This window comes from Paenibacillus sp. J5, assembly GCF_054955055.1.
Genome location: NZ_JBUEDD010000013.1, coordinates 50,523 through 75,551, shown reverse-complemented (window position 1 = coordinate 75,551; position 25,029 = coordinate 50,523). Strand labels below are relative to the sequence as shown.

32 protein-coding genes are annotated in these 25,029 nt (G+C 53.1%); 27 read left to right on the top strand and 5 right to left on the bottom strand.

Going from position 1 to position 25,029, the window contains the following annotated elements; all coding sequences use genetic code 11:
• Positions 1-43: 43 nt before the first annotated feature.
• Positions 44-1,117: a spore photoproduct lyase gene (gene splB / locus ACY1JZ_RS21825; protein ID WP_462630913.1), complete on the bottom strand. Its 1,074-nt coding sequence runs from the start codon at positions 1,115-1,117 to the stop codon at positions 44-46.
• A gap of 218 nt (positions 1,118-1,335) precedes the next feature.
• Between splB and mntR the strand changes: the two genes are divergently transcribed.
• Together mntR and ACY1JZ_RS21815 are read left to right on the top strand one after the other, a co-directional pair.
• Positions 1,336-1,758 carry a transcriptional regulator MntR gene (mntR, locus tag ACY1JZ_RS21820; RefSeq protein ID WP_462630912.1) on the top strand — a complete coding sequence of 141 codons (423 nt, stop codon included), beginning with the start codon at positions 1,336-1,338 and terminating at the stop codon, positions 1,756-1,758.
• 182 nt (positions 1,759-1,940) lie between these two features.
• Complete coding sequence (locus ACY1JZ_RS21815; RefSeq protein WP_462630911.1) at positions 1,941-2,870, top strand: patatin-like phospholipase family protein; 930 nt, start codon at positions 1,941-1,943, stop codon at positions 2,868-2,870.
• Here ACY1JZ_RS21815 and ACY1JZ_RS21810 read toward each other — a convergent pair.
• Both ACY1JZ_RS21810 and ACY1JZ_RS21805 read right to left on the bottom strand, forming a co-directional pair.
• A complete protein-coding gene (locus tag ACY1JZ_RS21810; RefSeq protein WP_462630910.1) occupies positions 2,867-3,166 on the bottom strand; it encodes a hypothetical protein in 300 nt (99 codons plus the stop codon). The genes ACY1JZ_RS21815 and ACY1JZ_RS21810 overlap by 4 nt on opposite strands.
• 15 nt (positions 3,167-3,181) lie before the next feature.
• Positions 3,182-4,111 (bottom strand): DUF1385 domain-containing protein, encoded by a 930-nt coding sequence (locus ACY1JZ_RS21805; RefSeq protein WP_462631006.1) that lies wholly within the window; start codon positions 4,109-4,111, stop codon positions 3,182-3,184.
• A 227-nt stretch (positions 4,112-4,338) separates the two neighbouring features.
• Between ACY1JZ_RS21805 and ACY1JZ_RS21800 the strand changes: the two genes are divergently transcribed.
• The 6 genes from ACY1JZ_RS21800 to ACY1JZ_RS21775 all read left to right on the top strand — a co-directional run bounded on the left by ACY1JZ_RS21800 (position 4,339) and on the right by ACY1JZ_RS21775 (position 9,634).
• The gene (locus ACY1JZ_RS21800; RefSeq protein ID WP_270170436.1) at positions 4,339-4,836 is read left to right on the top strand and encodes a YqhR family membrane protein; all 498 of its coding nucleotides are present in this window, start codon (positions 4,339-4,341) and stop codon (positions 4,834-4,836) included.
• A 96-nt stretch (positions 4,837-4,932) separates the two neighbouring features.
• Positions 4,933-5,376, top strand: a complete 444-nt coding sequence (gene aroQ, locus ACY1JZ_RS21795; protein WP_270170438.1) for a type II 3-dehydroquinate dehydratase — start codon at positions 4,933-4,935, stop codon at positions 5,374-5,376.
• A 5-nt stretch (positions 5,377-5,381) separates the two neighbouring features.
• The gene (locus ACY1JZ_RS21790) at positions 5,382-6,455 is read left to right on the top strand and encodes a M24 family metallopeptidase (RefSeq protein WP_462630909.1); all 1,074 of its coding nucleotides are present in this window, start codon (positions 5,382-5,384) and stop codon (positions 6,453-6,455) included.
• 36 nt (positions 6,456-6,491) lie between these two features.
• Positions 6,492-7,049, top strand: coding sequence for an elongation factor P (gene efp / locus ACY1JZ_RS21785; RefSeq protein ID WP_270170442.1), 558 nt, complete (start codon positions 6,492-6,494; stop codon positions 7,047-7,049).
• Positions 7,050-7,195: 146 nt separating this feature from the next.
• Positions 7,196-8,230, top strand: coding sequence for an Rpn family recombination-promoting nuclease/putative transposase (locus tag ACY1JZ_RS21780; RefSeq protein WP_462630908.1), 1,035 nt, complete (start codon positions 7,196-7,198; stop codon positions 8,228-8,230).
• 150 nt (positions 8,231-8,380) lie between these two features.
• Complete coding sequence (locus ACY1JZ_RS21775; protein WP_270170446.1) at positions 8,381-9,634, top strand: aspartate kinase; 1,254 nt, start codon at positions 8,381-8,383, stop codon at positions 9,632-9,634.
• A gap of 100 nt (positions 9,635-9,734) precedes the next feature.
• Here the strand turns inward: ACY1JZ_RS21775 and ACY1JZ_RS21770 are convergent, their stop codons facing one another.
• Both ACY1JZ_RS21770 and comA read right to left on the bottom strand, forming a co-directional pair.
• Entirely contained in the window at positions 9,735-10,199 is a 465-nt protein-coding gene (locus ACY1JZ_RS21770) for a DUF441 domain-containing protein (protein ID WP_462630907.1), read from the bottom strand.
• An 85-nt stretch (positions 10,200-10,284) separates the two neighbouring features.
• Positions 10,285-11,154: a phosphosulfolactate synthase gene (comA, locus tag ACY1JZ_RS21765; RefSeq protein WP_462630906.1), complete on the bottom strand. Its 870-nt coding sequence runs from the start codon at positions 11,152-11,154 to the stop codon at positions 10,285-10,287.
• Positions 11,155-11,313: 159 nt separating this feature from the next.
• Between comA and ACY1JZ_RS21760 the strand changes: the two genes are divergently transcribed.
• The 19 genes from ACY1JZ_RS21760 (at position 11,314) to ACY1JZ_RS21670 (ending at position 24,875) form a co-directional block, all read left to right on the top strand.
• Entirely contained in the window at positions 11,314-11,580 is a 267-nt protein-coding gene (locus ACY1JZ_RS21760) for a YqhV family protein (RefSeq protein WP_270170450.1), read from the top strand.
• An 88-nt stretch (positions 11,581-11,668) separates the two neighbouring features.
• The gene (gene spoIIIAA / locus ACY1JZ_RS21755) at positions 11,669-12,691 is read left to right on the top strand and encodes a stage III sporulation protein AA (protein WP_462630905.1); all 1,023 of its coding nucleotides are present in this window, start codon (positions 11,669-11,671) and stop codon (positions 12,689-12,691) included.
• Positions 12,688-13,206: a stage III sporulation protein SpoIIIAB gene (gene spoIIIAB, locus ACY1JZ_RS21750; protein ID WP_462630904.1), complete on the top strand. Its 519-nt coding sequence runs from the start codon at positions 12,688-12,690 to the stop codon at positions 13,204-13,206. The genes spoIIIAA and spoIIIAB overlap by 4 nt, the downstream gene beginning before the upstream one ends.
• Positions 13,207-13,221: 15 nt before the next feature.
• Positions 13,222-13,425 carry a stage III sporulation protein AC gene (spoIIIAC, locus tag ACY1JZ_RS21745; protein ID WP_188527867.1) on the top strand — a complete coding sequence of 68 codons (204 nt, stop codon included), beginning with the start codon at positions 13,222-13,224 and terminating at the stop codon, positions 13,423-13,425.
• A 36-nt stretch (positions 13,426-13,461) separates the two neighbouring features.
• Positions 13,462-13,857: a stage III sporulation protein AD gene (spoIIIAD, locus tag ACY1JZ_RS21740; protein ID WP_270170457.1), complete on the top strand. Its 396-nt coding sequence runs from the start codon at positions 13,462-13,464 to the stop codon at positions 13,855-13,857.
• A gap of 4 nt (positions 13,858-13,861) precedes the next feature.
• Positions 13,862-15,103, top strand: coding sequence for a stage III sporulation protein AE (gene spoIIIAE / locus ACY1JZ_RS21735; RefSeq protein WP_462630903.1), 1,242 nt, complete (start codon positions 13,862-13,864; stop codon positions 15,101-15,103).
• 5 nt (positions 15,104-15,108) lie between these two features.
• Positions 15,109-15,867, top strand: coding sequence for a stage III sporulation protein AF (spoIIIAF, locus tag ACY1JZ_RS21730; RefSeq protein ID WP_462630902.1), 759 nt, complete (start codon positions 15,109-15,111; stop codon positions 15,865-15,867).
• A gap of 58 nt (positions 15,868-15,925) precedes the next feature.
• Positions 15,926-16,561, top strand: a complete 636-nt coding sequence (spoIIIAG, locus tag ACY1JZ_RS21725) for a stage III sporulation protein AG (RefSeq protein ID WP_270170460.1) — start codon at positions 15,926-15,928, stop codon at positions 16,559-16,561.
• 39 nt (positions 16,562-16,600) lie between these two features.
• Positions 16,601-17,212 (top strand): SpoIIIAH-like family protein, encoded by a 612-nt coding sequence (locus tag ACY1JZ_RS21720; protein ID WP_462630901.1) that lies wholly within the window; start codon positions 16,601-16,603, stop codon positions 17,210-17,212.
• A gap of 252 nt (positions 17,213-17,464) precedes the next feature.
• On the top strand, positions 17,465-17,956 hold the full coding sequence (accB, locus tag ACY1JZ_RS21715; protein WP_462630900.1) for an acetyl-CoA carboxylase biotin carboxyl carrier protein: 492 nt from the start codon (positions 17,465-17,467) through the stop codon (positions 17,954-17,956).
• Positions 17,957-17,982: 26 nt separating this feature from the next.
• Positions 17,983-19,341, top strand: a complete 1,359-nt coding sequence (gene accC, locus ACY1JZ_RS21710; RefSeq protein WP_270170463.1) for an acetyl-CoA carboxylase biotin carboxylase subunit — start codon at positions 17,983-17,985, stop codon at positions 19,339-19,341.
• 138 nt (positions 19,342-19,479) lie between these two features.
• Complete coding sequence (locus ACY1JZ_RS21705) at positions 19,480-19,893, top strand: Asp23/Gls24 family envelope stress response protein (protein ID WP_270170464.1); 414 nt, start codon at positions 19,480-19,482, stop codon at positions 19,891-19,893.
• Positions 19,894-20,017: 124 nt separating this feature from the next.
• The gene (gene amaP, locus ACY1JZ_RS21700; RefSeq protein ID WP_270170465.1) at positions 20,018-20,575 is read left to right on the top strand and encodes an alkaline shock response membrane anchor protein AmaP; all 558 of its coding nucleotides are present in this window, start codon (positions 20,018-20,020) and stop codon (positions 20,573-20,575) included.
• A gap of 14 nt (positions 20,576-20,589) precedes the next feature.
• The gene (locus ACY1JZ_RS21695) at positions 20,590-20,823 is read left to right on the top strand and encodes a DUF2273 domain-containing protein (protein ID WP_270170467.1); all 234 of its coding nucleotides are present in this window, start codon (positions 20,590-20,592) and stop codon (positions 20,821-20,823) included.
• Positions 20,824-21,010: 187 nt separating this feature from the next.
• A complete protein-coding gene (nusB, locus tag ACY1JZ_RS21690; protein WP_270170469.1) occupies positions 21,011-21,457 on the top strand; it encodes a transcription antitermination factor NusB in 447 nt (148 codons plus the stop codon).
• A 28-nt stretch (positions 21,458-21,485) separates the two neighbouring features.
• Positions 21,486-22,346, top strand: a complete 861-nt coding sequence (folD, locus tag ACY1JZ_RS21685) for a bifunctional methylenetetrahydrofolate dehydrogenase/methenyltetrahydrofolate cyclohydrolase FolD (protein ID WP_270170470.1) — start codon at positions 21,486-21,488, stop codon at positions 22,344-22,346.
• Positions 22,347-22,351: 5 nt separating this feature from the next.
• Positions 22,352-23,698 (top strand): exodeoxyribonuclease VII large subunit, encoded by a 1,347-nt coding sequence (xseA, locus tag ACY1JZ_RS21680; RefSeq protein WP_462630899.1) that lies wholly within the window; start codon positions 22,352-22,354, stop codon positions 23,696-23,698.
• Between the two features lie 4 nt (positions 23,699-23,702).
• Positions 23,703-23,954: an exodeoxyribonuclease VII small subunit gene (gene xseB / locus ACY1JZ_RS21675; protein WP_270170472.1), complete on the top strand. Its 252-nt coding sequence runs from the start codon at positions 23,703-23,705 to the stop codon at positions 23,952-23,954.
• A gap of 3 nt (positions 23,955-23,957) precedes the next feature.
• Positions 23,958-24,875 carry a polyprenyl synthetase family protein gene (locus ACY1JZ_RS21670; protein WP_462630898.1) on the top strand — a complete coding sequence of 306 codons (918 nt, stop codon included), beginning with the start codon at positions 23,958-23,960 and terminating at the stop codon, positions 24,873-24,875.
• The last annotated feature ends 154 nt before the right edge of the window (positions 24,876-25,029 follow it).

Below are 25,029 nucleotides of genomic sequence, written 5' to 3'. Positions count from 1 at the left end.
GCACCCGGTATGTGCCGCTCGGGTGGCCCGAGCCGCAGGGCGGTTACGTGAAGTAATCGATCGTGCTTTCTGGAAAATGCTCGAAGATGCGCTCCGACAAGTACATGCGGAGCGCTTCTGCTTTTTCATCGGGATAGACATATTTGCCTTGACCCCAGCGACCCCATTTGTATTTGCGCTGCTCAATGTCCATCTCCAGCTTGGTGCGGGGATAACGTCTTTCAATGGTGCTCTTCGCTGTCTTGGTGAAGCGATGCTGAATCAGCTCGAAGGTGAGCTGAGTGCGCGCCTCCGGCGGGAGTGCTGCGGCCAGCGCCTCAATTAACTCTCCGTAGCCTTGTTCCCAGTCGTCATGCCATATAATCGGGGCGATGATAAAGCCGAGCGGGTAGCCGGCCTTGGCAATTTTGCCAGCCGCTTCGATCCGTTCCTCAAAGCTGGAGGTGGCGGGCTCGAAATGCTTGATCACATATTTGCTGTTGACACTAAATCGAATGCGAGTGTGCCCTTGATGGTTTAGATCGAGCAGTGAATCGACATGATGGAACTTGGTGACGAATCGCAGCCGGCCATACTCTTGATCGGCCATGAAGTTTATCAGCTCTTCGAGACTGCCGGTAATCGGTTCGAGTCCCACGGGGTCAGACGTACAGGCAGCCTCAAAGCGTGTAATCTCTGGCTTGCGCTCCTCAATGTAGCGCTGTGCGGCCTCCATAATCTCTGTGGTATTGACGTACACGCGAATGTAGGGCTTGGCGCCAAGCGTCGTTTGCAGATAACAGTAATGGCAGTGACCCATACAGCCTGTCGCAATCGGTATGGCATATTCCGCGGAAGGCTTGGACGTATCGAACTTCAACGTCTTGCGAACACCGACGACAAGCGTTCGCTTGGCGATCTTATATTGCTCTAGCTCACTGTCGCCAGGAAAGTTGGTTATCCGATTGTGCGAGGTGGTCATCCGCAGCGGAATGCCCTGATCCTGCGCCCATTGGTATATCCGTTTTCCTTTTTCGTATTCCAATGCACCTGGTTCAAAATAGACAAGCTCGGGAACGAAGGACGGACGAGGCGTGCGCAGACGTTTCTTCGGCGGCTCTGTAACCGTAGTTTCCATTATTGCAGCGACCTCCTTGATCATGTGGATGTGGATAAATACAAGGATTAGTGTGCCCGCATACACTGCAAAACAAAGCAAAAGCCTAGGTGGTGGAAAGTAGCAGCGGTGCCCTAAAAATCCCCGCGAAAGTTGCGGAGCAGGTACAAGTCATTGTATGATACTATAGAAGCTGCTGCCTTTTTGCAGGAAATGAAGCAGGTTAGGGGGATCTTTCAATGCCTACGCCGAGCATGGAAGACTATTTGGAGAGGATATACAAACTTATCGACGAAAAAGGATACGCTCGCGTCTCTGACATCGCCGAAGGCTTGGAGGTACATCCCTCATCCGTTACGAAGATGATCCAGAAGCTGGATAAGGATAATTATCTCATTTATGAGAAATATCGCGGACTTGTACTCACAAATAAAGGCAAGAAGATGGGGAAAAGGCTGGTTGACCGCCATCATTTGCTGGAGCAGTTTCTGACAGTGATTGGCGTTCAAGAAGAAAATATATATCAGGACGTAGAGGGAATTGAGCACCATCTGAGTTGGGATTCGATTACCTGCATCGAGACGTTGGTAGAATATTTTCGCAGAGATGAAAGCAGACTGCAGGAGCTGACCGCGGTACGCCAAGAGCTTGAGAGCGAGTAAACGGATGAACAGCATGAGCAGCAGTGTGGGGAACGATCCCTGTGCTGCTGCTTTTGTGTTGAATTAGGATGAGGTCAGAATCTATTTCTCCCTGCATACACATTAGTAATTGTGCTTAGATGAGGCTGCAAGCTCGCCCGCTAGCCACAAGCTTGCAGCTTAGAGGGGGAGGCAGATTCCGATTGCACATTAATGCGGTATTTGAAGGTGGCGGCATGAAGGGCATCTCATTAGTAGGAGCTGTTCATGCGGCAGAGCGGCACGGCATTCGCTTCCATCGTCTGGCAGGGACTTCCGCAGGCGGCATCGTAGCGGCGCTATTGGCAGCGGGGTATACGGCGTCGGAGATGAAGCCGATCATTCAGGCGACCTCGTTCGCTGCACTTATGCAGCGTCCCAGAGGGTTTAGAATAAAATGGGTAGGTTCAGCGGCACGCTTGCTGATTCGCAAGGGGCTCTATTCTGGCGATGGTCTGGAGCAGTGGATCAGAAAGCTGCTGGCTGCCAAAGGGGTTGTTACGTTCGACGACCTGCCTCGTCATAAGCTTAAGCTTATCGCCTCGGATATTACCAATGGCAAGCTCCTCGTCCTTCCTGATGATATATCGTATTATGGCATTGCACCCAAGGAGCTGGAGGTAGCCAGGGCAATTCGTATGAGTACCAGCATCCCGTTTTTTTTTGATCCGGTACAGATCAAGGGGGATGGCTTCAAGAGCAGAATCAAAGGACTGCGGCCGCAGCGCAAAAGTGCTTTTGTTGTGGACGGGGGCTTGCTCAGTAATTTTCCACTCTGGCTGTTTGACGAGCAGCATTGCAAGGCGTGCGGGGAGGAGGCCTTGCCCGCTGTGGGCTTTCAGATGGTAGGCAAAAACGACACCGAGCCGCGGATGATCCGCGGCCCGGTGTCGATGCTTCAAGCGATGATCGAGACGATGTTGCTGGCTCATGACCAGCGCTACATTGAAAAAGGAGACCGGGAACGCACGATCAAAATTCCGACGCTTGGCGTGCGCACTACGCAATTTCACTTGTCCCAGCAGCGGAGCGAGGAATTGTTTCATTCCGGTGTCGCCGCTGCAGAACAGTTCTTTGCTTCCTATCGGCCTTAATGATATTTAGGAAGGTCATCCTGATTGTCGTCCTTGCCGCCCTCGATGACGCGGAAGGGGATATTTTTGCGTGATGTCTTGCTCCTATGGCTGGGAGAGCTCGTCGCTCTGGGTTTGGCAGAGACGCCGGAGCGACCCTGCGTGCCATTGCGACGAAGAGGCTTAGGCGGAAATTTGTACAGCAGGAATATTGCGCCGAGCACCACAATCGGGATGACATATTGATCCAAATTCGCGGCAAGGCCAATCGCAGCCAGTACAATGATGACAATCAAGGCAGGACTCATCTTCCTCATAGCCATTCTCCTTTCTTAGCTGGCGGAGCGGCTGGTTGTGGCCGCGGTCGCCATTTGGCGGTCAAGCTCTCTCATCCGGTTGAAGGAAGCGATCGATACTTCGACCTGTTCGTCCGTCGGTTCCTTGGTCGTCAGCTTCTGCAGCCACAGACCAGGGTAGCCCAGCACACGCAGCACAGGTGTATCGCGCAGCATATTAGTAAAGCGCAGTGCCTCATATGAAGCGCCCAGCACGACTGGCAGCAGCAACACCCGTATATAGACCCGCTCCCATAACGAATCCCATGTGAAGAACGAATAGATAATGACGCCCAATATGACGGACAGCACGATGAAGCTGCTGCCGCAACGGTAATGCAGGGTGCTGAACTTTTGCACATTCTTCACTGTCAGCTCCAAGCCTGCTTCATAGGCGCTGATAACCTTGTGCTCGGCTCCATGATATTGGAACAGCCGCTTGATGAGCGGTGTCATCGAGATCAGGTACAGGTAGACGAGCAAAAATACAATTTTGATCAGCCCTTCAATCAGATTATGCATGATGACATTGTCAAATGCGTTCTGAAATAGCAGCTCCTCTACAATAGCGGGCGTCACGGTGAAAATCAGCTTGCCGAAAATAAACGAGATGATGCCGGCGATCGCTACGCCAAAGATCATCGACAGGCTAAGTCCTGACTTTTCCTCCTTCTTGGGCTTGGCCGCAGCCTCAGGGTTGTTGTTGGCCTCTTCCGCACTCTCGTCCTCAGCGTAGGCTTCAAAAGAGTAGTTCAAGTGCTGCGAGCCCTTGGCGCTCGATTCGATAATGCCCACTACGCCGCGCAATAATGGAATTTTCTTCAGCTTCTGTACCCATGGCTTGGTCGTTTTGGGCACCTCGTAGAAGGTAATTTCATTATTCTTGCGCCGCACCGCGGTTACATTGACATGCTGTCCGGCAAACATCACGCCCTCAATGACGGCTTGTCCCCCATAAATATTTTGTTTCTGCGACAGGATGCTCACCTTCCCTTAACAATTTCTGCGGTTATCCGCCTAATCATTCCTTCTTCTATTGTACTTGATATTGATGCAGGATGCCAATGGTCTTATGCAGCGCGGGCGATAGGTTGGATAGACGTCAACGCTTGGAGCATAATAAGTTCAAATTGTTAGAAAGGATGAAATGAGCTGTGGCGCACGCAACGACTTCACCCTATGAGGGGCATCAGACTAACCGCTGGCTGTATGGCTTGAACATCGGTTTTTTTGCCGGGCTGATCGGTGGACTATTTCACTGGCTGCTCTATGGCATCCACTTCACCACCGTCCTGCCAGGCTTTATGCTGGACATCTTCATGAAGCAGAGCTTCCTCGTATCGTATTGGGGCATTGCTGCCGGAATAGCCGCTTTTATCGTCTTTTCGATCGGGGCTGCATACCTGTACCTGCTCACTCTTGGGCAATATCGGGGACCATGGCCGGGCTTGCTCTATGGCTTGTTCTGGTGGGCTGTTATCTATCTTGGTGTAGGCCCGTGGTGGGGGATGGTGAAGCCCTTTCGCCTGCTGGGGTGGAATTCCATTACGACAGAATGTTGCTTTTATTTGATATGGGGGCTGTTTATCGGTTATTCCATCGCCTTTGAGTTTCATGACGAAGCCTCGCGGGAGCCTGTTCACGCCAGCTAAGGAAACACTTCTCAAATGTCTTTGTTTTGTGGTAAAATGTCAAAGAACTTTGCAGAGGTGAGAACTTGCGCTCCTGCATATAAGGGAGGTTCTCGCATGACGAGAATAGTTGTCATCAATGGCCCGAATCTGAATATGCTTGGCATTCGTGAGCCGCAAGTATACGGCACAGTGACGCTTGCTGATATAGAGCAGTCACTGCGGGATAGTGCAACGGGGCAGCAGGTGGAGCTGGAGTTTTTCCAGTCTAACCACGAAGGCGCACTGATCGACAGAATCCATGCTGCGTTCGGTCAGGAAGACGGCATATTGATTAATCCTGGAGCTTATACCCATTACAGCTATGCGCTGCGTGATGCGCTTAGCGGTGTCGGCCTCCCGGTGGTTGAGGTGCATCTATCCAATATACATAAGCGTGAAGCCTTCCGTCATGTATCCGTCATCGCGCCTGTAGCGCTCGGCCAGATTGCCGGATTTGGCCCGCTCGGCTATGAGTTGGGGCTCACCGCTCTGTTGCAGCATATCCGAAAGGGAGGCTAATAACGATGGAGAAGCGTGTACAACGGCTCAGGGAGCACATGCACAAGGAAGGGCTGGAGGCTGTGCTCGTCAGTCATCCAGTGAATCGACGCTATCTGAGCGGCTTCACAGGCTCAGCAGGCTATCTGCTCATCACAGAGGACAACAACTGGCTGCTGACCGACTTTCGCTATATGACCCAGGCTCCTGCACAGGCGAAGGCCTTTGAAGTCGTCGAGCATGCGCCAAGCTTCATGAATACCGTCAAGCAATTGCTTGACGATGCGGGGATTGGCCGTGTGGGCTTTGAGCCACAGACTGTCGTCTACAGTGACTATCAGGCGTGGGCGGAGACGCTCGGATCGATTGCTCTAGTGCCGGCCCCGCCGATGATCGAGCATCTGCGGATGATCAAGGATGAATCAGAGATTGCAATTATGCAGGACGCAGCGAATCTGGCAGATGAAACCTTCCGTCACATTACGAATCTGCTGCGGCCTGGCATCTCGGAAGCGGATATTGCCCTTGAGATGGAGGTCTTCATGCGTTCTCGCGGGGCGGCCTCGTCCTCCTTCGAGACGATCGTTGCCTCGGGTGAGCGCTCTGCTCTCCCGCATGGCGTAGCCAGCGGGCGAATTATTCAAGCGGAGGAATTCGTCAAGCTTGACTTTGGCGCCTACTACAACGGATATTGCTCTGATCTGACGCGCACGGTCTATGTCGGCACACAACCGACGGCCAAGCACCAGGAGATCTATGCGATTGTGCTCGAGGCGCAGATGTATGCGCTGGAGCATATTCGTCCAGGGATGACAGGTAAGGAAGCGGATGCCTTGACGAGAGATATTATAACGCGGTATGGTTATGGAGATTGCTTCGGACACGGTACAGGCCATGGCCTGGGGATGGAGATTCACGAATCGCCACGGCTGTCGAAGCTTAGCGACACAGTTTTAACACCCGGCATGACGGTGACGGTTGAGCCCGGCATTTATCTCCCCGGCTTCGGCGGAGTGCGTATCGAGGATGATGTTGTCATTACGGATAACGGGATTAAAATATTAACCTCTTCTCCGAAGCATTTTATGATGCTGTCGTAGTGAAGGAAGACATGTATAAAATGGAGGGTTTTCAACGTGATCTCAGTTAACGATTTCAAAACAGGCTTGACCGTCGAAGTAGACGGCGACATCTTTACCGTATTGGACTTTCAGCACGTAAAGCCAGGCAAAGGTGCGGCATTCGTGCGCTCCAAGCTGAAAAACCTGCGCAACGGCAATACCGTTGAGAAAACATTCCGTGCGGGCGAGACGATCGGCCGTGCGATTATCGAGAACCGCGAGGTACAGTACCTGTACAACTCCGGTAACGAGTACACGTTCATGGATAACGAAACCTATGACCAGTTCAATCTGGAGAAGAAGCAACTGGAATGGGAGATCAACTTCCTGAAAGAAAACATGAACGTCAATATCGCTAGCTACCAAGGCGAAATTATCGGCATCACGATCCCGAACAGCGTAGAGCTGAAGGTGATTGAGACCGAGCCAGGGATCAAAGGCAACACCGCTACTGGCGCCACGAAAAACGCGAAGGTCGAGACTGGACTGAATGTTCAGGTTCCGCTGTTCATTAATGAAGACGATGTGCTGTTGATCGATACACGCGAAGGAAAATACATCTCCCGCGCTTAGCTTGTGGAGAGGTTGAAAGAAACGGATGACCTGCATGGCCAGATGAGGCTGTGCAGGTTTTTTTGCCGAAATAAACAGAACATTAGTTCCCATAAATCAGAAAATAGGATATAATTGCATAAAGAGATGGTAGAAGGAGAAGCTCGATGACCAATCCAAACAGAAAAACTGTTCGTCATGCTCATGACCGGGGTTATAAGCATTTGTTGTCCAGTAAGTCATTATTTATGCAATTGTTGCGTTCATTTGTCCGACGGGGATGGGTTGAACATATTGATGAAGCTGGTATGATAAGAGTAGATAAGTCCTTTGTGCTGCCAGATTTCAGCGGTAAGGAATCCGATCTGATTTATCGGGTGAAGATTAAAGGCAAGGATGTTATATTTTATATATTAATGGAGTTCCAGTCCACAGTGGACGCCTTGATGCCGTGGCGCCTGCTGCAATATCAGGTGGAGATATGGAGGCACGAGCTGAAGGATCGGGGACAGAAGGAGCGTAATCGTGGTGACTTCAAACTACCGGTCATCGTTCCCATCGTGCTGTATAACGGTTCATCAGCCTGGAGCGCACCGCTATCCTTCCGCGAACTGCTGGCAGAGGAGCCGTTGTTTCATGAAGAGCAGCTGCTGAATTTTTCCTATTTTTTGTTGGATATTAGGCGCTATCAGCCGGAAGCTCTCGAGAAGCTATCAAATATGATTGGATCTGTTTTTTTGATTGAGCAGCATTCCAACCTGTCTGTTGCAGATTTAATCGGACTGTTCCGTAAGCTGGCACCGGTCATAGATAACACAGCTCAGGAGCAGCGGGAGCAGTTTGCGCTATGGTTGGAGCACATTATGCTGCGGTTCGGAACGGTCAAAGAGCAGGAACAGATGATCAAAAAGATGGTGTCGCAAATTCAGAGGAAGGGATTGAATGCGATGATTTCTAATTTTGAACGAAATTTGGAATGGCTGCAGCAGCAGAGTATTGAGAAGGGGATTGCACAAGGCTTGGAGCAAGGTAAAGAACAAGGGATAGAACAAGGGATAGAACAAGGTCGGGCAAGAGGTTTGGAGCAAGCGGCAATAAATATGCTCAAGGAGGGGCTTGACCTGCAGCTTGTTGCCAAGGTAACGGGTCTGTCCGAGCATCGGATCAAGGTATTGAAGCGTCATCTAGATGGGAAGAAATAATGAACGAAGATGGTTGCGCGCGTACTTTAGAATTGCGGCTGTGGGTGCCGATTTCTAGGACGCGCGCATCATCTTTTTTAATGCTCACCTCTGGCAGTTATGCTATAATAAATTATTGTATGTTAAAGTAAAGGTTAGGAGTGAACGGCGTTGTCATTAATAGTGATGAAGTTCGGTGGAAGCTCTGTCGGTACCCCGGAGAGAATGCAGCGGGTGGCCAAACGAATTATAGAGAGACAGCAGGAAGGTCACCGAATCGTGGTCGTCGTCTCTGCAATGGGAGATACGACAGATGATCTAATCGATCAATCCAAGCAGCTTAACCCGAATCCGCCTGCGCGTGAGATGGATATGCTTCTGACGACAGGGGAACAGATTTCGATTGCTCTACTCTCGATGACGATCCACCATCTAGGTGGCACGTCGATTTCTTATACAGGCTGGCAGGCCGGATTTGTAACGGATGACAATCATGCCAAGGCTCGCATTCAGGATATACAGCCGGACCGGATTTTAAAGGCGCTGGATAACGGGAATATTGTCGTAGTAGCCGGCTTCCAGGCGATGACGGAGTCAGGCGAGATTACGACATTGGGGCGTGGCGGCTCTGATACGACGGCCGTAGCGCTGGCGGCAGCCATCGAGGCGGACATGTGCGAGATTTATACCGATGTGGATGGTGTCTATTCGACAGACCCGCGCGTCGTGAAGAATGCTCGCAAGCTGAATGAAATCTCTTACGATGAAATGCTAGAGCTGGCCCATCTGGGAGCAGCGGTGCTTCATCCGCGAGCGGTGGAGTATGCCAAGCATAATAATGTATGTCTCGTAGTGCGCTCAAGCTTTACGTATAATGAAGGAACGTTTGTGAAGGAGGAAGCGATTATGGAGCAGGGCGTAGTCGTCCGCGGCATTGCATTCGATAAAAATGTGGCTCGTATCAGCATTCAGGGAGTAGAGGATGTACCGGGCGTATTGGCCAACGTATTCGGTTCTCTGGCTCAAAAGGGAATCGATGTCGATATTATCGTTCAGAGCGGTGTATCTGACGGCAAGACAGACTTCTCGTTCACGGTGTCCGGAGATGACAAGGATGGGGCGATCGCAGTGCTTGAGAGCATTCGCGAGGTTGTGCCATATCGCGAGGTCAGCTCGGAGGGTGGACTCGTTAAAGTCTCGATCGTCGGTGCAGGCATGGTCAGCAATCCTGGAGTTGCGGCAACAATGTTTGATGCGATCTCCAAGCTTGGGGTGAGCATCAAGATGGTAAGCACCTCCGAAATCAAAGTATCCTGCGTGATTGCTGCCGAGCAGTTGCAGGAGGTTGTCCGTGCGCTCCACACCGCTTATGGCTTGGATACGGATCAACAAGTATTTGTTGGCGGTCCACAGGATCGCAGGTAGATAGATTACAATAAGAAGAGCGTGCGATCGCCAAAAACCTTGAGGTTTTGGCATCCACGCTTTTTTGATAGTAAGGCTTATCTTATATCTCTTATATCACTCACCCGAGCCGCTCGCTGATTAAGGTGAACACCTTGAATAAGATCGCTGTAATTCCTGCTGCCATGAGCGGACCGACGGGAACGCCGCGAAAGAACACAATACCGAGGATCGAACCAATCACCAGTCCAACGATGAGCTGAGGGTCCAGCTTCAGCAGCTCCAGTCCTTTGCCATTGACATAAGTGGCGATCGCTCCTCCTGTCAGAGCTAGCCATCCTGGCCAGGAGCTTAATGCTTGGGCAATCTCCTTGGGGGCGATCCGGCCGGAGGCGAAAGGAACCAGCACGCTAAATGTAAGGAACAGCAAGCCTAGCTCCAGTCCCCGACGCTCTATGGCAGGTAAGTACCTGTCAAGGTGAACGAGCTTGACAATGAGCAGGACACAGGCTGCCGTTGCTATAATTGGAGATCGTCCTGCTATCCCGATAATAATTAGTCCGACAAGGATAATGTCTCCGGTCATACTGCGTTCTCTCCGTTCCGTGGCATAGATGGATGTTTCCACTGTTCAATCTATGCCAAGCGGGCCAAGCTTATGCAGTTAGCCGCTAGATCATATACATGATCGCTTCGTGTGCTGCTGGCGCCTTATCCTTAGGAAAGGTATCGGAGCGCAAGCCGCGTCTTAGCGCCTCCAGTGCGATGGCATCGGAAGGCTGAATATTGCCAAGATGGACATTAGAGCCGAGTGCTGTAATCAGATCAACCTGCTGCGACTTCAGCGGCGCTTCCCACAGCAGTCGGTGCTGTGGAAGCCTGGCATTGATCTGCTCGAGCATGGCATGCCGGCAGCACCCCTGCTGGTCGAACAGTCCGACATCAATGCCCGATTCACGCGCTTCGATAATAACCATCTCTGCTCCTGCCTCCATGTCCAGCTCCGCTGTTCGCACCAACTCCTGCAGCTCAATCTGCGAGCCGCTCACCTTCTTGCCATATTCGGTGAAGATGCGTAAGCCGCGCCGCAGCCCTTCCTCAATCAATTCGTCACGCCGCTGCCGCGACAGCTCAATCGTGCCGTCCGACACTTCGACCGCGTTAAAGCCTAGCCGCTCTAGTGTGTCAAAATAGGAAGGAACAACATCGAGCTGTACTGCTGCTTCAAGCAGAGTTCCCCCAGTCATCATATCAATGCCATAGTGGCGAGCAAGCGCCGTCTTATACAACAGCAACTCGTCAGAATATAGAACGGATGTTCCGAATCCTAGCTTGATACAGTCCACGTAGGGAGAAGCCGTCTCCAAAAAATCAGTGAAGGCCGATCGGCCCAGCCCCTTGTCAATGACCATCGTAATGCCTCTGGCAGCCATATGCTGCCCCCGCTCTTGTACGGTCATGCTTCGGTTGCGCAAGCCCCGCTCTCCGACTGGATCGCTCAAACGCATATCCCACATGTTGCCTTTCACCATCGAGTTCATATGCCCATGCCCCTTACTTCGCAAGTGTTGAGGATGGAAAACTTCCAACCATGACTTTACTATATGCCAGAGAGTCTGGGCGGGTGTCATCATGCCTAAAATCAGACAAGCCTGCATATAGATAGAGCATCATCTGATTGCCGGAAAGGAGCGCAGACAATGCTCAACAAAATCGTGATGGGAATGGCTTCGCTGAGGCTGTTCTCAGGCAGTCTGGAAATCATCGCGGCCATTATCATGCTGCGGCTGAACCAGATTGACAAGGCGCTGGTCGTGAATTCGTCACTGGCGCTAGTGGGTCCGCTTATTCTGATCTCGACAACAACACTGGGCTTGGTCGGCTTATCTGACAAGCTGTCACTGGATAAATTCGTATGGGTGCTTGCTGGAGTGGCCTGTCTGATGATCGGCATTTTGAAGAAATAGGGGGCTCAGGTAGCTTGGCATAATCTATGGACAGGTTTCATAGAATGAGATAAGCAAGAGCAAGGACATACATCCGGGAGGGCTGAGGATGATGAACCGCATCATGCATCTGCTGCCGCAGGAGCTGGCTGGAATAATCGCGCAGTTGCCGATGAGCAGCATGCGGGAGCTGGAGGAGATTCGCATTCGACAGGACAGGCCGCTGGAGGTTGGCTTCGGGGGGAGGTTCCAGTTCGCTGGAGCGGACGGCTCCTTGCATGCCAGACCCGAGCTGGCTTACAGGCCGGATCAGACCGTATGCAGCAAGCTGCTGGAGAGGATTACGAACCACTCCTTGTATGCGATGGAGGAGGAGCTCAAGCGAGGATATATAACGGTAGCCGGGGGGCACCGAATTGGTCTGGCCGGGCGAACGATTCTGAATCAAGGGGAAGTCAAAGCGATTCGTGAGATTGGCGGCTTTAATATCCGGATTGCCAGAGAAATTCACGGCGCTTGCGCAGGTTTGCTGCCGAAGCTGCTCGATTGGCCACGCAAAACGTTGCTGCCGACGCTTCTCATCGGGCCGCCGCAGCAAGGCAAGACGACCGTGATTCGCGATCTGGCACGCTGCATCAGCGCTGGAAGCTGGGAGCATCCAGCCGCAGCCTCTTGGCCGGGGCGCAAGGTTGGCGTTGTCGACGAGCGTTCGGAGATTGCCGCGAGTGTGCGCGGTGTTCCGTCCTTCGATCTGGGACCGCGCGCAGATGTGATGGATGCCTGCCCGAAGGCGGAGGGGATGATGATGCTGCTGCGGTCGATGTCTCCGGAAGTCATCGTGGTGGACGAGATCGGACGGCAGGAAGACGCAGAGGCGGTGAGGGAGGCCGCGCATGCCGGTGTATGTGTTGTTGCGACCGCTCACGCCTATGATCTGGATGATGCAAGAGGGCGCCCCGTGCTGCGTTCACTGATTGATGAAGGTGTATTTGCCGCAGCGGCAAGACTGCGCAAGTCTCAGGCGGGCATTGAATTCGACGTCATCTCGCTGCGCAGAGCGGGGGCGCCTGCAGCCAGAGAGCCAACGCTGTCGGAACAGAAGCAAGCGATCGCCAGAGGACAGCCGCGATGATCAAGCTCGCCGGCGCGCTGCTGGTGCTGTTCGCAGGCACGATGATCGGCTTCTATCAGGCGGCTCGCTTCGCGGCTAGACCACGTCAGCTTGCACAGCTTGCCTATGTGCTGCAGCGATTAGAGACGGAGATTAGCTACGGATATACACCGTTGCCAGAGGCGTTGCAGCGTGCGGCCGAGTCTGGCGTCGAGCCCGTCGCTGGCGTACTGCGAGAAGCAGCGCGCAGACTGGCTGAGCAGCCCGATTCATCATTTAGAGAGAGCTGGGAGGCTGCGGTCACCAATCGATGGAGCGACACGGCGATGCGTGCCAATGAACGGACGATCGTGCTGCGGCTCGGCCCGGTTCTGGGCATTAGCGACCGGGAGGATCAGATGAAGCATTTGCGGTTGGCGCTGCTGCAACTGAAATCAGAGGAAGAGGCGGCGCGGGAAGACCAGACGAGGTATGAGAAGATGAGCAAGAGCCTTGGCCTGCTCTTGGCTGCGCTGATCGTCATTCTGATGATGTAATGGGGTGCCGGAATAATGAACATGGATGTCAGCGCTATTTTTCAGATTGCGGGTATCGGAATTATTATTGCAATGATTCACACGGTGCTCAAGCAGATGGGCAAGGAGGATATGGCCCATTGGGTAACGGTAATCGGATTTGTCGTGGTGTTGTTTATGGTCGTTCGTCTTCTCAATGAGCTGTTCCAAGAAATCAAGACGATCTTTCTGTTCCAGTAGCCAAGCAAGCTTGAATCTGCACTGAGGTGACCCAGCATGGAAATGATCCAGATTGTCGGACTCGGCCTGATCGCCACGATTCTCATCCTTGTTGTTCGCGAGCAAAAGCCGATCTTCGCTTTCGTGCTGGCTGCTTTTACCGGCGTCTACCTGTTTCTGTTTCTAATCGGCAAAATCGATACGGTCATCACGATGATTGAGCATCTGGCCAATCGCTCCGGTATACCCGGCATCTACATGGCGACGGTGTTGAAGATTATCGGTATTGCCTATATCGCTGAATTTGGTGCACAGATTGTGCGCGATGCTGGACAGGAGAGCATTGCCGCCAAGATCGAGTTTGCCGGGAAGGTGCTTATTCTTGTGATGGCGGTGCCGATCATCAGTGTCATCGTGGAGACGGTGTTGAATCTGCTTCCGGCGGGAGGATAGCATGATGAGTCGCAAATTAACGTGCAAGCTACTCCTCTGCGTCTGGATTCTCGCAATCGCTCTATCTGCTTGGTGCGTGTATGCGGTCGAGGCGGCGCCAGCTTCTGTTCCCCAAGGCGGGGGACAAGCGGATCGAGGGGAGCTGGAGCAATCGGCGGATCGGCTGGTGAAGGAGCAGTTGCGCATGATTGAGACAGGCTCGGTTGAGACCTACTGGACAGAGCTGGTTACTGAATACGGCGGTTATTTTCCCGGGGGGAAAATGCCGAGCTTCATGGAGCTGGTTCAAGCCGGAGGCGGCGGTATCAGGCTGGTAGATATGCTCAAGGCGCTGCTTCGCTATATACTGCATGAGGTGTTATATAACGGCAAGCTGCTGGCTGCTGTCGTCCTGCTGACCGTGTTCAGTATGATACTGGAAACCATGCAGACGGCCTTCGAACGCAAGGCGGTAAGCAAGGTCGCCTATGCTGTATCTTACATGGTGCTGATTATTCTAGCCGTGAACAGCTTCTATGTCGCCATCGGTTACGCGAAGGATGCGATTAACGGCATGATTCAGTTCATGATGGCGATGATTCCGCTGCTGCTGACCTTGCTTGCATCCATGGGCAATATTGTCACCGTCTCGGTCATGCATCCGCTCATTATTTTCATGATTCATACGGTAGGAACACTCATTCATGCGATCGTCTTTCCACTGCTGTTCTTCTCTGCGGTACTGCATATTGCTAGCGCCATTAGTGACCGCTTCAAGGTGACCCAGCTTGCGGACTTGATCCGCAAATGTGCGGTGGGACTGCTAGGAGTGCTGCTGACGGTATTCCTTGGCGTAATCTCCGTGCAGGGTGCCAGCGGCGGCGTAACCGACGGCATTACACTCAAGACAGCCAAATTCATTACAGGCAACTTTGTTCCGGTCGTCGGAAGGGCGTTCTCCGATGCGGCGGATACGGTGATGTCGGCCTCGCTGCTCGTCAAAAATGCAGTTGGTATTGCGGGTGTCGTAATTCTGCTCTTTCTCTGTGCCTTCCCTGCCGTCAAAATACTGGCGCTCGCCCTGATCTACAATGTATGCGCGGCAGTGCTGCAGCCGCTCGGAGACAGCCCGATTATCGACTGTCTGGAGACGATCGGCAAGACGATGATCTATGTATTTGCAGCGCTGGCGGCAGTGGGGCTGATGTTCTTCCTGGCCGTTACGATCATATTGACAGCCGGCAACGCTGCCGTCATGCTCCGTTAGCGGAAGTGGACAGCAGGCTGGCAGGGAAGGGGGAGCAGGCGCTGGAGTGGCTATCGGATTGGCTGAGGCAGATTATCGCCGTTATCCTGCTGGCGGGCATCATCGACCTGCTGTTGCCGAGCAACGCATACCAGCGCTATGTCCGGCTCGTGATCGGTCTCATTATATTGCTGACGCTGCTCTCCCCTATTCTGCGTCTGTTGCAGGGAGACTTCGAGACGAGACTTGCCGGCAGCCTGGGAGACTGGATGAGCGTCAAGCCAACAGCAGCAGAGGTGACGCGCATTGAAGAGCAGGCAGCATCGCTTCAGCAGCAGCGTGCCCAGCAGGCAGCTTCCTTGGCGAAGATCAGGCTGGAGGAGGAGATGCGAACGGAATTAGAACGGGTCACAGGGCTGGCGATTGCCTCCTTGACGGTCGTGCTGGAGCAGGATGGGGAAGCAAGATGGCGCGTTCGCACTGTGGAGGCGGTACTGGATGAGGAGAGGGCAACACCTCACAGCGGTGATGATGTGGAACCGGTCGCTCCGGTAACAATCGAGGTATCCGCTGCGATCGAGCTGGAGCCCATCGCCCCAGTGGGCGAAGACAGAGCCCAAGAACGCGAGCGGCTGAAGTCTGTTGATGCTCAGCGCGAAGAGGCGGATGTGAGGGAGTCTTTGCCATCCAGGGACAGTCGGTATCAGGCGATCGCGGCTGCATTGTCTGCCGGATATGCGGTGGCGCCGGAGGCGGTGCGCGTCTATGCGAGCACTGGCAAATGAAACGTCAAGCTTCGCGGACAGTCTGGAGAGGGCAGCAGGGTAAGGAGGGAGAAGTCCGATGGCGAATTGGCTGAGCCGCATCGAATCGATGCTTGGGCAAGGGCCGTCAGGCCCCAAAAGAGTGCGAACGATGCGCTGGCTGCTGCTGATTGGAGCGGCGGGCATCGGCTTGATGATCGTGAATTCATTTCTAACGATGCGGCAGGTAGAGCCGACCGCCCATGCTCCACAGACAGCGCCTGAGGCTCGGGAGACGTTGCTTGGACACGGGGACGAACCCGACTCCGTCTTTGAAGCGTTGGAACGACCATTGGAAAATCGACTGAAGGACATATTGGAGAAAATTGTGGGGGTCGGTACGGTTGATGTACTCGTCACGATTGATTCTACAGAAGAGACGGTCGTCAAGCAGAATGAGAAGCAATCCCAGCAACTGACCGAGGAGACCGACCGCGGTGGGGGCAAACGGCATATTACCTCAACGACGCGTGACGGCCAGGTTGTTATCTACGAGGTATCTGGAGAGCAGACCCCGCTTGTAACCAAAAAAATCAAGCCGCAAATTCGCGGCATCCTGATCGTCGCTCTGGGGGCAGAGAATCAGACAGTGCGACAGCTCATTATGGAGGCTGTAAAGAAAGGCTACAGTGTGCCGGCGCATCGAATCTCTGTCGTCCCCCGGAAGCAGCCATAAGCAGAAACTATGATCTAAATATGAAAGGATGAATGGTCCATGAATTCCAAAAGACAAACGGTATGGCTCGTATCGATGTTAAGCTTGATGGTTATTTTGTCCGCTTATTATCTGTTTACAGAGGATGGCAGCTCCAAGTCTCCTGCGGGGCAGGCACAGACAGCGGAACTGGACAGCGGTAGCGGTGACACCCAGCAAGTCGTTGTAAATGAGACCGAGCTGGGCGGTCAAGCGGCGTTGTCGGACGAGGATTTGAAGGTGATTCAAAAGTTTGAAGAGGAAGAAAGCCGCGCCGTATCCTCTTCTGACTATTTCATGGAGCAGCAGTTCAAGCGGGCGGAAGCTGTACAGACAGAATATGACCGTCTGATGGGCATTGTATCGGATACGACCAACACGGGCGCTGAGGAAGCGAGCAGTGCTATGGAGCAGGTAGAGAAGCTGGAGCAGCATGAGGAAAAGATCAGCGAGCTGGAGAGCAGTCTGCGCGATGAGTTCAAAAATGTCGTTGTCTCTCAGGAGAAGGACAGCTATAAAGTAGTTGTGGATGGGGAAAAGTTGGAAAGAAGCCAGGCCGACAGCATTATCCAGCTCGTGATGAATACGCTGGAGGTGGGCGCGGATCGGGTAACCGTGCAACTTCACCATTGATTCGGTGCGCCGGCTAGTTATGAGTGACCTCCATCGTCTGTCTATGCCGCTGTACCGCGGCATTAGACAGGCGTTTTTTATATTTAGTTGGCAACTAGCAATCTCAATTCGACTACGGAGAGACTTTACACAACAGCCTGTACACGTTATCAAAATAGAGTTAGGATAAATATTTCTATTATGATATAATACTAACGTTATCCAAATAAAGATCGCGACAGGTTCAACAATGTTAAGGAGTGAATACTATCCATGTTCAAATTGAGCGAGATTAAAGAGCTGATTAAACTAGTTGATCAGACCTCTGTACAAGAGCTCGAAATTGAAAATGAAGGGACGCGCCTGCTTATTCGCAAACCGGGCAAGACCGAAGTGGTGAATGTACAGACAGCCTCGGTTCCTCATACATATTCGCCTGTTGCCATGCCTCAGGCGTCACCAGCCCCGGCTGTACAGCCTGAAGCGTCAGCACCAGCAGCTCCGGCCTCTCCGGCAGCAAGCGGGCTTCATCAGATTGTTTCCCCTATGGTTGGCACGTTCTACCGTTCGCCGTCCCCGGACGCAGCGCCTTTCGTGAATACCGGAGACCGCGTAAGCGAGAAGTCGGTTGTATGCATTCTTGAAGCAATGAAGCTAATGAACGAGCTGGAAGCAGATGTCCGTGGCGAGATCGTCGAGATTCTAGTTGAGAACGGGCAGCTTGTGGAGTTCGGACAACCGTTGTTCCTGGTCAAGCCGGAATAATGGCTTCAAGAAAGGAGCATTGAAGGGTGAAATTTCATAAAATACTTATTGCCAACCGCGGAGAGATTGCGGTGCGCATCATTCGCGCCTGCCACGAGCTTGGCATTCAGTCGGTCGCTGTCTACTCCGAAGCGGATCGCGACTCGCTGCATGTCAAGCTGGCAGATGAGGCCTATTGCATCGGGCCGACCTTATCCAAGGACAGCTACCTGAATCTGACCAACATTATGAGCGTAGCCACGTTGACGGGCTGTGATGCGATCCATCCGGGCTATGGCTTTTTGGCGGAAAATGCGGATTTTGCAGAGATTTGCGAGTCGTGCAACATCGCCTTCATCGGACCTTCTCCATCTGCAATTAGCCGGATGGGGGATAAGGCGGTCGCGAAGCAGACGATGAAGAGTGCCAATGTCCCCGTCATTCCAGGCTCGGAAGGCTTGATCGAGGATCTGGACGAGGCGGTGCGAGTAGCGCGCGAGATCGGATACCCGGTCATCATCAAGGCAACGGCTGGCGGCGGCGGCAAGGGTATCCGCATTGCGGAGGACGAGCCATCGCTAGTTCAGCAGATTACAACGGCACAACAGGAGGCGCAGAAGGCATTCGGTAATGCGGGCGTCTACCTGGAGAAGTTCCTGACAGGCATGAAGCATGTCGAGATTCAGATTATGGCAGACAAGCATGGCAATGCCGTCCATCTGTTCGAGCGGGATTGCTCGGTGCAGCGTCGCCGCCAGAAGCTAGTGGAGGAGGCGCCTTGTCCGATTCTGACACCAGAACAGCGTGAGAGAATGGGACAGGCTGCTGTGCGCGCAGCGCTTGCTGTCGACTATTCCGGCGCGGGAACGCTAGAGTTCTTGCTCTCGCCTGACGGAGAGTTCTACTTCATGGAGATGAACACCCGCATCCAGGTCGAGCATCCGGTCACCGAGATGATAACCAATGTCGACTTGATCAAGGAAATGATCATGGTGGCCGAGGGCCAGCCGTTGTCATTCCGCCAGGAAGACCTGTCCATCAATGGCTGGGCGATCGAATGCCGGATCAATGCCGAGGACGCTGAGCGCAACTTCATGCCGTCTGCGGGACATATTCCATTCTATCTGCCTCCGGGCGGTCCCGGCGTGCGTGTCGACAGTGCGGTTTATCCAGGCTATACTATCTCTCCGCACTATGATTCAATGATCGCCAAGCTGATTGTATGGGGATCTACGCGGGAGGAGGCAGTTAGCCGCATGAAGCGCGCGCTGTCCGAATTCGCGATTGAAGGCATCAAGACGACCATCCCGTTTCATATGAAGTTGCTGAATCATCACCGCTTTTTGCAAGGGGATTTTGACATAAAATTCCTGGAAGAGCATGATGTAAATGACCCGGAATCATAGGAACGGCGCGGAAATTGACAACGGTACAAGTTTGTCATAAATCTCGCCAAATGTTATAGTATAGAAATAAGATTGCGGATCGATGCTTAACCATCAGACAGCGAGGACATTCGCAACTTTACGGAGGTGAACATTCAGATGAGTACAATTGCAGCCGATTACGAGAAGACAGACATGGGTACCATCCAGATCGCCCCTGAGGTCATTGAGGTGATCGCAGGCCTGGCAACGATCGAGGTACAAGGTGTTGCGGGGATGAGCGGTGGGCTGGCAGGTGGAATCGCCGAGCTGCTGGGCCGCAAAAACTTGTCCAAGGGTGTCAAGGTTGAGGTTGGCCAGCGTGAAGCGGCAGTCGATGTATCGATTATCGTGGAGTATGGCAATCGTATTCCTGAGATTGCAGCCGAGATTCAACGCAATGTGAAGCGCTCGATCGAGATGATGACGGGGCTGCATGTTGTGGAAGTGAATGTGCATATTCATGATGTGCATTTCAAGTCTGCAGAGAAGCCTAGCGAGGAAGAAGACCTTCAATCCAATCGTGTGAAGTAAGGAATGTGTGAATAGAGATTCCCCCTTGCGTTAGCCATCGCGCTCGGCGCAAGGGGGCTTTTTACCGCTTGACAGCTTATAGGCCTGATGACAAAGCTGGAGGCTCGTGAAGGGAGACGTAACCGTGGTAAAAATTATGGATAGGCTTCTGCTTTTCGTGTATAGCCTTATCATAGGTATTTTGTCCGTGTTCGCCTTGAGCATGGGGGCAGGGTGGGTGCATGAGGAACTGGCGGGCACATGGCTGGATGCGTTGTACAGCGAGCTGCCGTTGCAGATCACCGTCATTTCCGTAGCGGTCATCCTGTTTTTGATCAGCTTTCGTCTATTTTATATTTCCGTCAAACGGGGCAATGCGTCCAGTCCTTCCATCGACCAGCGGACAGATTTTGGCGATATACGTATCTCCATGGAGACGGTGGAGAACCTGTCCCTGAAGGCAGCCGGCAAGCAAAAGGGAGTACGCGAGCTAAAGGCGCGCATTCGGGTTCTGGAATCTGGTCTTGAGATTACACTGCGTGCTGTGGTCGACGGAGAGAGCTCGATCCCGGCATTAACAGAGGAGATTCAGCGTAGCGTCAAGGAGCATGTGGAGGATATTACAGGCATTCCGGTTACCTCGGTCACCGTATTTGTAGCGAATATTATTCAGACCCAAACCTTCAAAAGTCGCGTGGAATAGAGGTGGATCAGCCGATGTGGAGGGAGCTATGGACAGTTTACGGCGGGCGAATAACTGGCGTCGCCGCCGCATTGTTTCTAGGATTTATCTATCTATTCGCCGGTTTCTGGGATATGCTGTTTGTTGCATTGCTTCTATGGATTGGCTATTACGTCGGCAAGCAACGGGATCTCTCGGCAGATCCGTTCCAGATGTGGCAGCAGCTTGTAGATTGGCTGCAGCGTCGCTGGCGTATGTTCAGAAGGTAGCCGAGCTGCGAAGCATTGCTATGGCATGCATGATGTCTCAATGTTTCTACCCTGTGCTTTCCTCCGTTCGCCGGACATAACGGCTGGCCGCTGTTCGGGGCAGGGAGGAGATCATAGGTTTTTCTGTATTATTGTTGTTTTAACATTGAAGGGTCGGCAATTGACCGGGCGATAATGAGGAGGATTCATGAAACGTAGATTGGCACGTGAGATTGCAATTCAGAGCTTGTATCAAATGGAAATGAATGAGGTGGCCGCAGAAGAAGCGGTTAACATGCTGCTTCAGGAAGCACGAGAGGAAAATGAGATTGATGCGGCGGCGGAGGACATCAAGGGAATCGAGGAATTCGTCCGGCAGTTGGTTAACGGGGTGGCAGGCAACCGCCAGGCCATAGATGATATGCTGCAGCAGTATTTGACAGGCTGGCAGGTGGACAGGCTCTCTCGGGTTGATCGGCAGGTGCTGCGACTGGCCTGCTATGAGCTCGTCTACACCAGCGATGTTCCGCCCAAGGCGATTATTAATGAGGCGATAGAGCTTGCTAAGCTGTTTGGCACGGATGAATCCGGCAAGTTCGTTAATGGTGTGTTAGGCAGGCTGTTGAAAGCACTGGATGAATTGAAGCAAAGATAATTCGTATAAGAATGGGAGCGATAGAGAGATGACAGCACAGCGTATTGATGGCAAACAGATCTCCGAGTTGGTTCGTCAGGAGGTAAGCGAGCAGACTAGCAGACTGAAGGAGCGGGGCGTCACACCTGGACTAGCCGTTGTGCTGGTAGGCGAGGACCCGGCGTCCAAAGTATATGTGGGCAGCAAGGAGAAGGCATGCCAGCAGATGGGGTTTTATTCCGAGGTGCATCGCCTGCCTGAGCAGACAACGGAGCAGGATTTGCTGGCGCTGATTGACCGGTTGAATGCCCAGAGCTCGATTCACGGTATTCTGGTACAGTTGCCTCTGCCGCGTCATATTAACGAGAAGGCAGTCATCGATGCGATCAGTGTGGACAAGGATGTGGATGGCTTCCATCCGGTAAGCACCGGCAATCTGATGATTGGTGATGACAGTCTGCTGCCATGCACGCCTGCGGGCTGTATTGAATTAATTAAAAGAACGGGAACAGAAATTGCTGGAAAGCATGCGGTTGTAATCGGACGGAGCAATATTGTCGGCAAACCGGTCGCCATGCTGCTGCTGCGTGAGAATGCGACAGTGACGATCTGCCATTCCAGAACGGCCAATATGAAGGAACTGACGAAGCAGGCGGATATTCTCGTCGTAGCGATCGGCAAAGCAAATGCCATCGATAGCAGCTATGTGAAGCCTGGCGCTGTCGTCATTGATGTCGGCATTAACCGTCTGGATACGGGAAAGCTGGCAGGCGATGTTGACTTTGCGAGCGCTCAGGAGGTTGCTGGCTACATTACGCCTGTTCCAGGTGGGGTCGGCCCGATGACAATCACGATGCTGATGAACAATACGCTTACCGCAGCGAAGCGCATCCACGGAATCGAGGAGTGATGGGAATGGCGCAGCATCCGCGCATTTATTCCATCAAGGAAGTTAGCCGCTATATGAAGCTGAAGCTGGAGTCGGACACGGTGCTGTCCGACATCTGGCTGCGCGGGGAGTTGTCTAACTTTACGCATCATTCCAGCGGCCATATGTACTTCACGTTAAAGGACGCAGCGAGTCGGATCAAATGCGTCATGTTTGCCTCCCATAACCAGCGTCTGCCCTTTATCCCCAAGGAGGGGATGAAGGTGATGGCGCGTGGAAGCGTATCCGTCTACGAACGGGACGGCAACTATCAATTCTATGCTCATGCCATGCAGCCGGATGGCATCGGCAGTCTCTATCTTGCCTATGAGCAGTTGAAGAGGAAGCTGGAGGCCGAAGGATTGTTTGCGCCAGAGCGCAAGAAGCAGATTCCGCTATATCCGAAGGCGATCGGAGTTGTAACATCCCCCACGGGAGCTGCTGTGAGGGATATTTTGATTACCCTGGAACGGCGCTATCCTTCGGTGCCGGTTGTCGTTGTACCTGTGCTGGTGCAGGGGGCACAGGCGGCCCCTTCGATTGTGCGCGCGCTCCATTTGTTGAATCTTCTTGGCGAGGTCGACGTATTAATTGTTGGCAGAGGAGGCGGGTCGCTCGAGGAGCTATGGGCGTTCAATGAAGAGTCGGTGGCTCGCGCCATCGCGGCATCCGTTATTCCGGTCATCTCCGCTGTAGGACATGAGACGGATTATACGATTGCCGACTTTGTGGCCGATCTTAGGGCGCCAACTCCTACGGCTGCTGCCGAGCTAGCTGTACAGCACAGGAAAGAGCTGAAGCAGCAAGTGCAGCGCCTGGAGCAGCGCCTGCAGCAGGCGCTTCAACGTCGGCTGCTGCACAGTCGGGAGCGGCTGGAACGCGCACGCAGCTCGCGTATGTTAAGGCAGCCGCAGCGTATGCTGCTGGAGCCGACGCAACGCGCCGACAGGCTGCGCGCCGAGCTGCTTGGGCAAATGGCGAGGCTGCAGGAGCGCACGGTGCAGCGATATAAGCAACTGCAGACGAGGCTTGGCGCGATGCAGCCTGGCGAGCAGCTCAAATATGCCGACGCAAGGCGTCGCAATGCGCAGCAGCGGCTAACCCAGGCGATGCTCGCCCAGCTTCGCTCGGGCAGACAGGAGCTGAGCAGCCGTGTGCGTTCACTGGATGCACTGAGTCCGCTCAAGGTGATGTCGCGCGGTTATAGCTTGTTGTATCAAGAGGGGGGCAAGCTTGTCCGATCGGTTGAGGATACCGCAGTCGGCGAGACGGTACAGGTGCTCCTCGCAGATGGAAGCCTGGATTGTACAGTAATCAATAAGGAGAGGAGCTGAAGTGATGGCTACATCTGAGGAGCAGCTCAGCTTTGAGCAGGCGATGGAGAAGCTGGAGCAGATCGTCGTCCGTCTGGAAAACGGTGATGTGCCGCTGGAGACGGCCATTGAATTGTTTCAAGAAGGCATGCAGTTGTCGCGGCTATGCGGAGGCAAGCTGGAGCAAATCGAGCGCCAGGTTGAATTATTAATCGAGACAGAGCAGGGGCTGGAGCGCAACCCTTTTTACCCTGTCCAAGAGGAAAAAGGAGAATAGTGCATGGCCAGATCCGAGCTTGATATTGTACAGTATTTGAATGAACAGGCACAGCATGTGGAGAAGACGCTGCGCCATATCGTTCCCGAGCAATGGGATATTCCCTTGAAGCTGCGGGAGTCGATGAATTATTCCCTGGAGGCAGGCGGCAAGCGTATCCGCCCGATATTGGTCATCGCTGCTGCAGAAGCGGTAGGTCATGATCCAGCCGCAGCGGATAACGCGTATCCTGTAGCAGCGGCGATAGAGCTGATTCATACGTATTCCCTTATTCATGATGACCTGCCGGCAATGGATAATGATGATTACCGTCGGGGCAAGCCAACCAATCATAAGGTGTACGGGGAGGCCATGGCGATACTGGCCGGAGATGCGATGCTTACTCATGCCTTCTATTGTATCTCTCTAGCTGCCAAGAACAGTCGGGTCAGTGCAGAGACGGCGCTGGCCATCGTAGAGGATCTTTCTGTGCTAGCTGGGGCGGCAGGGATGGTCGGCGGCCAGGTGGCCGATATTTTAGGCGAGCAGGGCATTACGACATTGGAGCAACTCCAATATATTCATCTGCATAAGACAAGTGATCTGATCGCCTTCTCGTTGAAGGCCGGGGGTCGGATAGCTGGAGCAAATGAGGAGCAACTGGAGGCGTTGTCCGAATTTGGCCGTGGAATCGGTCTGGCCTTCCAGATTCAAGATGACATCCTGGATCTGATAGGAGATGAACAGAAGCTGGGCAAGAAGACCAATAGCGACGTGGAGCAAAGCAAGGTGACCTATCCATATTTGCTGGGCCTTGAGGCAAGCCAGGCGGAGGTGGCCAGGCTGACGGAGGCTGCAAAGCAGCGGCTGTTATCTGCGGGGCTGGCGTATCCGAATCGATTGCTTGCGCTTGCTGATTATCTGGTAGGGAGAGATCGTTAGTCGGCTTGCGGGTCTAGCAGGGCGTGCCAGAAAACTCTGAACAGATCAGATTTTGGCCGAATTTTCGTTCCAGGCAAGGCGCTTTTTTCAAGGTGTACCGGGGGTATGTCAAGAAAAGGCAAGGCAGCACGGGGCGAAAAGGCGATGAGAGAAG